The following is a 12,025-nucleotide window of genomic DNA, read 5'->3' as shown; positions in this document are numbered from 1 at the left end:
ACGTTGGCTTAACAACAACATCAGGCTTTGCGTTAATCCAACGTATTGCCACTATGCTTGCATCATCAACGATGGTGCCTGAACAGTACCGTAAAGTAATTGACGTTAAAGTGGGTAAAGACAGCTACGGCAATGCTATCTACGAACCAAGAGATAATCCAAACGGCGTAGCGAACAGCATTGTGGCAGTGAACATGGCCAATCGTTTAGGTGCAGATCCACTCATGATTATGCAGAACCTTTACATCATTGATGGTCGCCCATCATGGTCATCACAATTTGTTATTGCTTCAATTAACTCATCAGGCAAATACTCATCTTTACGCTTTGATGTTGAAGATCGTGGTGAAGTTGAGCTGACCTATGTAAGACGTGTATGGGAATATAATCAAGGTGCAAACAAGAAACTACCTAAAGATATTCAAGAGACCGTTAAAGTACGTGACCTTGTGTGTAAAGCATGGGCTATCGAAAAAGAAACAGGCGAACGCCTAGAATCTGCTGAAATCAGCATGAGAATGGCTGTTGCTGAAGGATGGTATCAAAAGAACGGTTCTAAATGGCAAACCATGCCTGAACAAATGTTGCGTTATCGTGCGGCGGCATTCTTTGGACGTATCTATGCACCTGAACTATTGATGGGCATCAAAACACAAGAAGAAGAACTAGATAACTTGGTTGATGTAACGCCCGAACCTACAGAAGAAACACCTGCAGTTAATTCATCTGATTTAAGAAAATCAGTGACCAAAGAACCTGAGCCACAACCTGCAGAAGAAACTAAAGCTGAACCAAAGGTAGAAACACCTGCACCTGCACCTGCACCTGCACCTGCACCTGCACCTGCAGAGCCTACTCCAGTAGTTCAAGAAACCAAAACACCAACACCTATCGTTGACTCAACAAAGGTTCGTACGAAGTACATAAAAGAGATGAATGCATTGAAGTCAGTAGACGGCATTCAAAAGAAGTTAGCTCAAGCTATTGCAGATGACGGTTTAAGTACGACTCACAAGCAATATTTAGAAGCACATGCCAAACAACGTATTGAGCAAATTAACCAACCTGACGCAACCAAAAGTGAACTTGCACGTAACGAACATATACAAGTCATCCAAGGTATTAAAAACCTAGAAGAACTTAAAAAAGTAGGTGCAGTCATTGCTAAAGATAAACCAAATATGACGCGAGATGACCAAAACGCTGTTGCAACTGAATATGCACAACAGTATGAGCGACTTTCTCAAGGTGAAATTTTAGATGACCTAGATGATGATGCGGTGATTAAAAAGATTGTTACGGCGATAGAACACGCTAAAAACATAGACGATCTGAACGCGATCATGGCTGAACCATATACCAAAGATTTTAGCGGTATTCCTGAAATTGATCAGGCTTATGAAAACCGAATGATTGAACTTGGCGAATAAAACCATACGGCCACTTCGGTGGCCACTATTAAGATTATTAAACAAGAGGATATATAGAGATGAGTCAACTAACTCCTGAACAATACCAAAAAAACTATGACGACTTGGAACTTGAAGTTGAGCAAATAAAAGATAGTTTTCTTGAAGATATTTTCCTTAGTGATGAACAAGAAGAACTGCTCAATCAGTTAATTAAAAAATCAATTGAATTAGGAATGTATAACAAAGCACCCTATATCGCATCATTAAAAACAGAAATTGAATCACTCAAAGTACAGTATCAAAGTGATGATTATGTACGAGTGCCTAAAAGTGATATTAATTTTTTTTGGCAAGATAATGAAGAACCAGAAAACCTTTGCTCTTCAGCTTGTGGAGATGATATTGAGTGCCTAGGCCATAATTTAGATCTAGGCGAAATTATGGCTATAAATAAAACCCATGAAGTAATTCTTAAAACAGAAGAGATTTTTGGTACGTGGTACGCTGAAGTAGATCAACCTCATCTTAAAGCAAATTTTCATATTGGAACACACGAAGAATGTCTGGCTATTGTAGCTAAAAATACAGCCCTGACTGAAGTACAGGAGCAAGACGAGAACTAAAGTTATTAGACCTATATTGATTGGCTTATAACGAGCCAATCATCAAAACAACACGGCGTAAAAATATTTAAAGCTTTAAAGATATATGGAGTTAATAATGGATATTGATCGCAGAGTACGTGCCAAAGAGTTTATGTATTTCTTGGGTATTGGTCGTGAGCAATTTTATAGATTAATTAATGATGGTAGTATTAAACAACCTATTAGAATTAATGATAAAAATGTATTTTGGTATTTTTCGTATGTAAAAGAAAAAGTAGAAGAACACAAAAGTGATGATAAATTAGCCGTTTAAACAAACGGCTTTTTTTATCACACTAGAACGGGTAATTTAACGGGTAACGTAATTTTGAATAACGATAAAATCATATAAATATCAAAAACTTATATAATTAGTATCAGTTATCAATCATTAAGTGCATGAGCTTCCATTTTCATCCTATGTAGTTTTTAACACATTGTTTTTACAGCCAATATATTTTTATTAGTCCGTGTTAGTCTCTGTCTATTCGTAAGAAAAACGGGTAACTTGTTCAGTGTAATTATGCTACTTCGATATTGTTTGATACTAAAATTAAAAACTTAAAACCTGCTGAAATTGTTCAACCAAATAATCAATAAACTTACGTGATACAGAACGAATATGACTGCTGTTCGGATAAACAATTGTAATATCTTGAAGTGGTAAGCTATATTCTGGTAATACCTGCACTAAAGTGTTTTGATCTAATTCCTTTTGAACTAACCATTTAGGTAAAATACTGATCCCCATGCCTAAACAGACCATAGATTTAATGGCAAATGCAGAGTTTGTATAATGTTGCGGCGTAATTGAAAATATGTAATTTTGCTTATTTTTTGTGAGTGTCCATTGGCTAAAGTTTTTTAAATTACGATTAGATATCCACACCATCTCTTTTAGATGTTCTAAAGTTGAGCAAGGCGATTGTTTTAAATAGTCAGGCGAAGCAACAATAATGACCTCGTAATGCCCTAACTGTCTACATTTTAGATCTGAAGCTTCAAGCTTGCCCAAGCGAGATGCATTGGCATGCCAGTACAACTGGTTTATTGATGGTGCTTTATGGTATTGGCTGTGCCTGTTCTATTCGTTATTGTGCCTTCAACTATAATCGACTTGGATATCAAAAACTTTTCAAAAGCGCAATTTTTTTTCATATTATTGGCATATTGTGCCTATGTCTTGTATCTAATTTTAATCCTTTTTTATTTGTTGCGTATATATTAATGGGTATAGGTGGTGGCTTGGGCGCAAATACAGCGCAAACGACTGCAATGCTCGATTTCACAGAGCACAAGTTACAACAAGCGAGTTTATTATGGAATCTTAATCGTCAGATTTCATTTTGTATCATGCCTACGGTATTACTCTTTATTTTTAAGTTACTCCAAACACATTTTTCTATTGTACTAAGTTACCAAATTATATTTTTTATTTCAGCCTTGCTGGGCTTACTTCCTTTACTCTTACAGAAGCCAAACAATGAACCAAATCCATCGTAATTTAGCCTATCAGAGTATTTTTGAACTTCATGAATGGATAGAAGCACTCTTTACAGGGAAAAACCGATCAGTATTAATCCCGTTATTAGATAGTTTTTCACCAAATTTTGAGATGATTACTACAATAGGAACACTTATTAATTTAGATCAAGTGAGGCAACTTTTTACAAATAACACAGGCAAACACCCAAATCTTAAAATAACGATTTCTGAAGTTTCTTTAATACAACAAACATCCGACAGTTGTTTATACCGTTATAAAGAAACGCATAACCACCAGCTGATAAGATGGGTAACCATTTTAATAGTTTTCAAGAAGAACCAACCTTTTTGGTTACATTTACAAGAAACCATGGAGAAACAGCCCAACATCTAGAGACCACAGAGTACAAGCACCAAACATCATCAAGCTTGTATTTTAACAATAGAGCACTTTCAGCAAATTCACGTTTGGTATTTTGGCGATCTCCCAATACCCACATTTTTTCTACAGTCTGTGGCTGAAAGTGTTCTAAATTAATGTCCGAAGTACTGTACTCGTCAAATAGGTATAACAAAAATATTTGTTTCAAAAAAATTAATTTTTATAAAATCTTCTGTAGTAATTCAACACCATGTAATAAGACCTTTTGCTCATCAATATTAAGTTGTTCTCTAATCTTTTCGGCAAGCCACAAATCACTTTCTCGCTTAAATGCCGTAACTTCTGCCTGACATTGCTCACTTAAAGATAATAAAGTTTTTCTTTTATCATTTGGATCCGGAGTTGCAATAATTAGCCCCTGTTGTTTTAAACTATTTACAGTTACACCCATTGACTGAATTGAAATTCCTTCTTCTTTAGCTAGAGCAGTGACGGTACTTTTTTGATTTTTTTCAAGATGAATTAATGCATTAAGTTGAGGTGAGCTCAGTTTTGCAAACGTGGGTTGATCGGAAAGCCGTTTTTTCAAAATAAAAATCACTTGGCGTAAATGATCAATTACATGCTGCTCAAGTTCAGAAATTTTATACATTACAAAAACCTTATCAAAGTCACACAACTTAATAGTAAGTTAAACTTGCAAGTTTTCCTTACTATGAAATAATCACACTATAGTCTAACCGAAGGCAAGAAAAATGAGCAAAAAAGTATTAATTGTGGGTATGGGTATTGGTGGAATGGCAAGTGCAATTGCCCTTAAAAAGAAAGGTTGGCACCCCATTATTATTGAACGTGCCTCACAACGCCGTACGGGTGGTTACTTTATTGGATTACAAGGAACAGGAAAAAAAGCAGCCTCTAAACTTGGAGTATTGCCTGACATTCACATTCGCACGCCTCAAAATTCTTGTAATTGGGACTTACTAGATGACGGTAGCCGGATTCGTGTAGCAGGATTTGCAGACCAATTAACTAAACCTGCCGTTTTGTTACGTGGTGATATTGAGGAAGGCTTATGGCAAAATATTGAAAAAGAGAATATTGAAGTCCGCTATGATCTTGTACCCACAGAAATTAAAGATTTAGGGCATGAAGTTCAGGTCACTTTAAAAAGAGGATCAGATGAATCTATAACTCACGAAATATTTGATTTAGTTGTTGGTTGTGATGGCTTACGCTCAACAGTTAGAAAACTAGTGTTTGGTCCACACGAAAAATATCTTAAATATATGGGTTCTATGATCTGTGCTTACCAACTTAAGCGTGGTATTGAAAACTTTAAAGAACACGATGGCATTATGATTGTACAACCTAAAAAATCATTGTGGATCTTCCCACTTGCAGACCATCCCAACACAGCGTTATTTGCTTATCGTTGTGATGACCCAAATAGTCAATTTAGTAAACCACCTATTGAAACCCTTAAAAAAGTTTACGCAAATATGCCAAACCAAGAGATTATTCAACAAGCTCTTGATGATTTAAAAGACAGTAAAGACTATTTATTTGATTCTGTTAATACCGTAAATATGGATAAATGGCACAAAGGTCGCGTTGTTCTCGTTGGAGACGCTGCATGGTGTTTAACGCTTTACTCGGGTATGGGGGCAAGTACAGCCATTGATGGTAGCTATGAACTTGCCGAAGCACTAAGTGCTCAAGATGATATAGCAAACGCATTAGCATGCTGGGAACAAAAAATGCGACCTTTAATTAAAAAGAATCGTTTACTTGTACCTTTAAAGTCGCAGATTTTCTGTCCATTAACACAAGGTACCTCTCTTTTAAGACGAGTATTATTACGAATAGGCGGTCGGCAAATTGTGAAAATTAATAGCTAAACAATAGGCTTAACGACTTGTTCTAGACAACATGAGTTTTGACTATATTCCCGAATAACAATTAAATGCCACTGTAAAAAGCTGATAAAAACGCTGAATAAAATAGAGAAGCGATGACGCCATATTAAATTTAAATATTTCATCGTTTTTCTCCTTTATTTTGGTATTTGGTACGTTTAAGCATATTTTTTCCTTTCATAAAAAAACCTTGCGCTTATTAAAACGCAAGGTTTATAAATATTTAATATGTTTGAGTTGGTTGTAATTCTATACAACGACCTTCGATTAAAAACTATACGAGCACCCTAATTGAGATGCCGCAACAAACAACAACCGACTTTTGTCCATAGTTTCTTGCCACTCATTTTCTGCAATAGAATCACTTACAATTCCCGCCCCTGCTTGCACATACATCGTATTGTCTTTAAGGACACTTGTACGAATGGCAATCGCTAAATCTGCATTACCATGCCAATCAATATAGCCAACAACGCCGCCGTATACACCTCGTGGTTGTGGTTCAAGCTCCTGAATTATTTCTAAAGCGCGTACTTTAGATGCGCCACTGAGTGTACCTGCAGGGAATGTTGCAATTAAAGCATCTAAGCCTGTGATATTTTGATTTGTTGGTGCTGTAACGGTAGACACTAAATGCATCACATGAGAATACAATTCAACTTGCATTAAATCTTCAACGCATACACATCCTGGTAGTGCAATTCTTCCTAAATCATTACGAGCTAAATCCACAAGCATCATATGTTCTGCTTGTTCTTTTGGATCATTTAATAGCTCTGTAGAAAGTACAGAATCTTGGTCAGGCTGACCTGTACGGCGCCGTGTGCCAGCCATAGGGCGGCTGCTAACGTGATGATCGTAATACTTTACAAGTTCTTCAGGCGATGCACCCACTACTTGAAAATCATTTAAATCAATACAATACGTATATGGTGTATAACACACCGATTTCAGTGCTTCATAATAAGTTAAAGCATCACATTCAAGCGGTGCTTGCATACGGTGCGATAACACCACTTGCATCACATCCCCTGCATTAATATATTCTTTAACTTGTTGCACTTTTTTTAAAAATTCAGGGCGATTAATGCCACACGAAATTTGATGATGCTGTGTAGTTGCTTTAGGAACAAATTTATCTTCAGACTGCACAAAACATGCCATCACTTGGTCAGACAGAGTGTCACATGCTTGCTTTGCTTCTTGATAAGTCTCTGGACACGCATATGCCACACAGTAAACCGCTTGTTTTTGATGATCAATTACCAAAAACTGTTTTGCTAAAATTTGTACAACATCAGGAATATATAAATCGGTCTGTTTTAAGTCATTTTTAGCAAGGCGTGGCTCAATCAGTCGTGTAGTTTCAAATCCAAAATAGCCAATATATCCTCCAAAAAATTCAGGAACATCACAAAATTTGGGAACACGATACTGCTGTTGAAGTTTTTGCAGTGCTTTTAGTGGCTCATCACTGTGTTTTTGCCAAAGAATCGCATCATCTTTAAAATAAGATAAAGTATTTTCTTTGATCTGAATTCTTTCTTTTGTGTCTAAGCCAATAATAGAATAACGTGCCTTACAACTGTTTTGTTGATGGTCATATTTTTCAAAAATAAATCCACCTTGCTCTACAATATTTCGATATAAATGCGTTGCAGAAATGGGCTGTTTTGAATGAAGTTGTTTCCAAATTGGAACCAGATTATAGCCTTGCTGAATATAACGGTGATATGTTTCTTCATCTACGCCGTAAGATGCTACTTCAACCTCTAAATTTTTACTCTTGATATAATCTGAGGCAATCGTTTTAATCTGTTTACGATCAATCTTGCCATTAGAATTTAAGGGCGTTTGATCAATGATTAAAACTTCATCAATATTTTGATATCGAGGTAAATGTTGATTAACACCCTGTAAAGTTTGTAATTGCGTTTTATCGCCAATCACGACCAAAACAACACGTTCAAAATCGTGGGCATCTTGTACGCATGTTACATAACATTGCTCAATAGTTGGATGGTTTTCTCGGATTTTATTTTCAATTTCTAACGGAATGACCCAACGTCCATTGATTTTAAAACGATCATCAACTCGCCCATGAAAATATAAAAACCCATTTTCATCTTGATGACACAAGTCGCCTGTTGTGAACCACTCCTCTTTAAAAGCATTAAAATGTTGATTGTCTGTATACCCTAATGCCAATACAGGGGACGAAATAAGTAACTTACCTACATGCCCACAGGCAACCGTAAGTCCGCCATCGTCCACAATTTTAATTTTATTTTGCCCAATTACACGTCCTACAGAACCATATGGATTTCCTGATGCTGTAGTACCTGCAAAAATATGTAACAGTTCCGTAGAACCTATCGCATTTAACAGCTCAATTCCAAATTTATCAAGCCATTGTTTTGCAATTTCAAATGGTAAATGTGAGCCTGAAGATTGTGCAATTCGTAAGCTCACTTGGTCTAGCTGTAACAGTTGATTAAACACACTTGGAACAGCAAATAACACGGTCGGTTGGTATTTCTGTAAATTCTCTTTTATCAGTGCAATAGTGGGCCAATTGTGGTCTAACACAGCACAAGCACCATTAAATAAAGGAAAAAAGAACGTATTGCCCATACCAAAACCAAAAAAGGTTTTTGATACTGAGTACACAATATCATTCTTTGTTAACGCCAAATGATCAGACACCACTTGGCAACATTGTAAAATTGCTTCGCTACTGTGGTGTACACCTTTAGGTTTTCCTGTACTTCCTGAAGTATACTGAATCACTGCAACATCACATGGATTTACACTCACATAGTGCACTGCCGTTGCTTGAGGTAGCACAATATTGTGGATATTGATGTGTTTAATCGGTGTATCAAAATCACAAAATACAATATCTACTGCTGAGTCATGAATCATGTAATCAATTTCATGCGGTTTTAAGCGCGGATTTGCCACAATAGGGGTTGCACCTAATGCCAATACACCAAAGAATAAACCTGCTAACGTTGGTGTCTCATCCATCATGAGTAATACTTTACTCGACGAATTAATTTGAGGGCGTAAAAACGTAACCCATTGAGCAACATAATGACGAAATGCGTGATAGGTGATTTTTTGATCTTGATATAAAAAGCACACATCATCAGGTTGACCATGCTTTAAAAGTGATTCAGCTAAATTCATGGTTATCTCCTCAAGATAACTCTTCACGTAATGCAATATCGCCTAAATTTTGAAGCAATGGCGCATTTTCACATGCTACATATGTACATGTGCCTTCACCTGTATTTACGTGTTGATGAGGCGCCCAAATTGGAACATAAATCGCATCACCTGCTTGCCAACTCACACGCTCATCTGCAATTACCGAATACCCTTCGCCTTCAATAAAATAAATCATCGTTTCATAATTATGACGATGCAAACGGGTTGCTTCTTCATGTTGTAAGTGACCAATGGTCATACTAATCGTACGACTGGGTAAATCTACTACATTTACACGGTGTTTACGCTCTTTAGAAAATTCATCTATTTTTGACGTAATCACTTTGGCATGTTTTAAGCGAGATGGGATGTACGGTTTTAGCTCATTTGGTACTTGTCCAAAATCGCGCGAGCTATAAAAAGTAGCTTTATTTTTGTAACGTTGCTTTGTATTTTGAATTTCGTCATAGATACGATCAAACATATAGCCACGTAAGGTAATGAGTTTTTCACCAATTTGTTCTACTTTACGGCGCTTTTCTTGATCATCACCAATTAAACGCGCCATAATATCAATCATCACTTGCGCATGGTCTTCGTCTTCTTGGATATGTAGGCGGAAAAATTCTGTTGCCTCTGCGCTATAACCGTGATGTTGTAATGCGTGGTAAATTGGCGTGTATAAGATAGGAACAATAGCTTCTGCCCCTAAACATAATGCTGCAAGACCTTCTAAAATATCCTCGTTATAGCAATGCTCAATCATGGCTTGCTTAAGCTCGAGTGTTTCCTCAAATGCAGGATAATCCTGAGGATCAACCCCAATTAACTGTAAACTATGCTGATATAAGTCTGCATGGGTAATTTTTTCACTGCTTTCAAACCCCATTTCTTCTTGTAGGTTTTCTAAAAGATGCTCTAAATCATCTTGCTGTTTAATCTGACAAATTAAAGCACACAGATATTTTGTAAAATTTTTTGAGTAGTGGCTATGTTGTGCTAAAACCAACTTTACTCCATTTTTATCAATCTGATTTTTCTCTAATGCCATTAATAATTTATTATTTGATAATGTTTGTAGCGCATTATGATTTAACCAATTATTTTCTAACGTATCCATTATTACATCCCATGTTATTTTATTACTCTATTATTAAATAAAATCATAAAATAAACAGATCTGTCTACTAATATTTATTTTTTTACAGAACCTGAAATAAAACAGTTAATTAGTATTAATTTAAGATTTTCCTAATATTTTTTTAAGATTGAATTAATATTTTTTCAGTAGTAACTTGGATTTTAGCCATTATATGGTTATTGTAAAAGAATCTTATTTTCATTAAGGTAAATTAAATGACCAAAAAGCAGCATATTATTGAAATAGCAACTGAGCTGTTTAACCAATATGGTTATCATGTCGTTGGTGTAGATTTAATCATCAAAGAATCAGGTGTATCTAAAAAAACCATGTATAGATACTTTCAATCGAAAGCCAATTTGATTATTGAAGTACTGCAACAACGCCAAGCATTATGTGCTGCCTCTTTAAAGCAGAAGATTCAGCATGAAGTTGATAATTTCAAAAAGTTAGAACTTGTATTTGAATGGCATGATGAATGGTTTAATAGCAGTACATTTACAGGGTGTTTATTTGCTAAAGCTGCAACAGAATTTCCGAATAAATCTGAGGAAGCACATCAAATTGCGATGCAACAAAAAGCAGGATTAATGTCTGTTATTGAACAATTACTCGCCCCATCAAATAAACATCTTGCTCCTGTTTTGATTATGTTATTAGATGGTGCAACATTATCTGCACAGGTATTAGGTGATAAAGAAGCAGCTCTTAAAGCATGGAAAACTGCTCAAAATCTTATATTAAAATAAGATTATTATATTTTACCCAAAATTATTATTTATAAGACATGATATAATCACAACAATAATATAAATTAAACGGGGTAAAAATGGATTATTTAATGAATAACACTTTAAATGAAGTTGTTCAGAACATCGAAAAATTTAATACGATAGCAACACAAAATGCGTATTTAGAAAATTTGGTAGAAACTGCAAAACATGCTTTTAAACAGCAAGATGAAGATGCCTGTTACCAAATTCACTCAACACTGTATCAACTTTATAACTTACAAATTTGTGATCCTGCATCCGCAGAAGCTAAGGTTCAACATCATCCTTTTCTATATCAAATTCGTAAAACCATTGAAGATTTATGGTTAACTGAGCTTCAATATAATTACATCACGCAAACTAAAAATGCGGATCAACACGCATCTATTTCTGCACGTATTACACAGTTATGTGATGATGCTAATTTATCTGAACATCCGTTATTTGACTTTTTAGCTAATGACGCAACAGAACGTCAGCTACATGCCTTTTTTATGAGTGATTACGAACTCAATATTCGTTTTTTTGACTTACTCATACTTGCGTTGTTAAATTCTCCTGCCACTGCCCGCAACGAGATGATTAAAAATTTATGGGATGAATCAGGGCGTGGTGACCGTAAAGAAACGCATGTCAAAATGTTTGATGATTTGATGGAACATCACCGTATTTCGGGTAAAGATCAAATTCAACCGCATGACAGTTGGCAAAAATTTGCAGGCTATAATTTGTTTATGTTGGCCTCTTTAAATCGTCAATTTTATTATTACCTTATGGGGATTATGGCAGCAACGGAAATTATTGATCCTAAATCTTATTTAAAAGTTCAAGCATCGTGTGAACGTTTTGGACTAGATCATTGGTTATACCGTTACTATTCAGAACATTCTGAAGTAGATATTGAACATGCTAAAGGCTGGTTAGATTACGTGATTGAGCCACTTGCTAAAGAAAAAGATATTAAAGATGATATTCTGATGGGTGCCCATTACCGTTTAGAGACGTGTAAAAATTACTATGATAGCTTGTATGCTTACCTAAAAAATATTTAAATTA

Annotated in this window: 12 protein-coding genes; 8 read left to right on the top strand and 4 right to left on the bottom strand. The window is 35.6% G+C overall.

Going from position 1 to position 12,025, the window contains the following annotated elements; all coding sequences use genetic code 11:
- From PCI70_RS01840 to PCI70_RS01830, 3 genes are all read left to right on the top strand, one after another.
- Positions 1 to 1,430 (top strand): recombinase RecT (locus PCI70_RS01840; RefSeq protein WP_269913642.1); only part of this gene is annotated, 1,430 nt, incomplete at its 5' end.
- 59 nt (positions 1,431 to 1,489) lie between these two features.
- Complete coding sequence (locus PCI70_RS01835) at positions 1,490 to 2,035, top strand: hypothetical protein (protein ID WP_269913641.1); 546 nt, start codon at positions 1,490 to 1,492, stop codon at positions 2,033 to 2,035.
- Positions 2,036 to 2,132: 97 nt separating this feature from the next.
- Positions 2,133 to 2,330 carry a helix-turn-helix transcriptional regulator gene (locus tag PCI70_RS01830; protein ID WP_269913640.1) on the top strand — a complete coding sequence of 66 codons (198 nt, stop codon included), beginning with the start codon at positions 2,133 to 2,135 and terminating at the stop codon, positions 2,328 to 2,330.
- A gap of 279 nt (positions 2,331 to 2,609) precedes the next feature.
- Here the strand turns inward: PCI70_RS01830 and PCI70_RS01825 are convergent, their stop codons facing one another.
- Entirely contained in the window at positions 2,610 to 3,071 is a 462-nt protein-coding gene (locus PCI70_RS01825) for a LysR substrate-binding domain-containing protein (RefSeq protein WP_269913639.1), read from the bottom strand.
- Between the two features lie 5 nt (positions 3,072 to 3,076).
- On the opposite strand from PCI70_RS01825, the gene PCI70_RS01820 reads away from it, so the two are divergent.
- On the top strand, positions 3,077 to 3,559 hold the full coding sequence (locus PCI70_RS01820) for an MFS transporter (RefSeq protein WP_269913638.1): 483 nt from the start codon (positions 3,077 to 3,079) through the stop codon (positions 3,557 to 3,559).
- A complete protein-coding gene (locus tag PCI70_RS01815) occupies positions 3,540 to 3,935 on the top strand; it encodes a hypothetical protein (protein ID WP_269913637.1) in 396 nt (131 codons plus the stop codon). The genes PCI70_RS01820 and PCI70_RS01815 overlap by 20 nt, the downstream gene beginning before the upstream one ends.
- Before the next feature lie 208 nt (positions 3,936 to 4,143).
- Here the strand turns inward: PCI70_RS01815 and PCI70_RS01810 are convergent, their stop codons facing one another.
- Positions 4,144 to 4,575 (bottom strand): MarR family winged helix-turn-helix transcriptional regulator, encoded by a 432-nt coding sequence (locus PCI70_RS01810; RefSeq protein WP_269913636.1) that lies wholly within the window; start codon positions 4,573 to 4,575, stop codon positions 4,144 to 4,146.
- Positions 4,576 to 4,678: 103 nt separating this feature from the next.
- Here PCI70_RS01810 and PCI70_RS01805 point away from each other — a divergent pair, with 103 nt between their 5' ends.
- The gene (locus PCI70_RS01805) at positions 4,679 to 5,824 is read left to right on the top strand and encodes an FAD-dependent monooxygenase (protein ID WP_269913635.1); all 1,146 of its coding nucleotides are present in this window, start codon (positions 4,679 to 4,681) and stop codon (positions 5,822 to 5,824) included.
- A 285-nt stretch (positions 5,825 to 6,109) separates the two neighbouring features.
- Here PCI70_RS01805 and PCI70_RS01800 read toward each other — a convergent pair whose 3' ends face one another.
- Together PCI70_RS01800 and PCI70_RS01795 are read right to left on the bottom strand one after the other, a co-directional pair.
- The gene (locus PCI70_RS01800; protein WP_269913634.1) at positions 6,110 to 9,034 is read right to left on the bottom strand and encodes a chorismate-binding protein; all 2,925 of its coding nucleotides are present in this window, start codon (positions 9,032 to 9,034) and stop codon (positions 6,110 to 6,112) included.
- A gap of 10 nt (positions 9,035 to 9,044) precedes the next feature.
- Positions 9,045 to 10,175 (bottom strand): iron-containing redox enzyme family protein, encoded by a 1,131-nt coding sequence (locus PCI70_RS01795; RefSeq protein WP_269913633.1) that lies wholly within the window; start codon positions 10,173 to 10,175, stop codon positions 9,045 to 9,047.
- A 236-nt stretch (positions 10,176 to 10,411) separates the two neighbouring features.
- On the opposite strand from PCI70_RS01795, the gene PCI70_RS01790 reads away from it, so the two are divergent.
- Together PCI70_RS01790 and PCI70_RS01785 are read left to right on the top strand one after the other, a co-directional pair.
- On the top strand, positions 10,412 to 10,945 hold the full coding sequence (locus PCI70_RS01790) for a TetR/AcrR family transcriptional regulator (RefSeq protein WP_269913632.1): 534 nt from the start codon (positions 10,412 to 10,414) through the stop codon (positions 10,943 to 10,945).
- 92 nt (positions 10,946 to 11,037) lie between these two features.
- Positions 11,038 to 12,021 carry an iron-containing redox enzyme family protein gene (locus PCI70_RS01785; RefSeq protein ID WP_269913631.1) on the top strand — a complete coding sequence of 328 codons (984 nt, stop codon included), beginning with the start codon at positions 11,038 to 11,040 and terminating at the stop codon, positions 12,019 to 12,021.
- The last annotated feature ends 4 nt before the right edge of the window (positions 12,022 to 12,025 follow it).

Source organism: Acinetobacter sp. HY1485, from assembly GCF_027568475.1.
Taxonomy (GTDB): Bacteria; Pseudomonadota; Gammaproteobacteria; order Pseudomonadales; family Moraxellaceae; genus Acinetobacter.
This window is presented reverse-complemented; position numbering and strand designations above follow the sequence as displayed.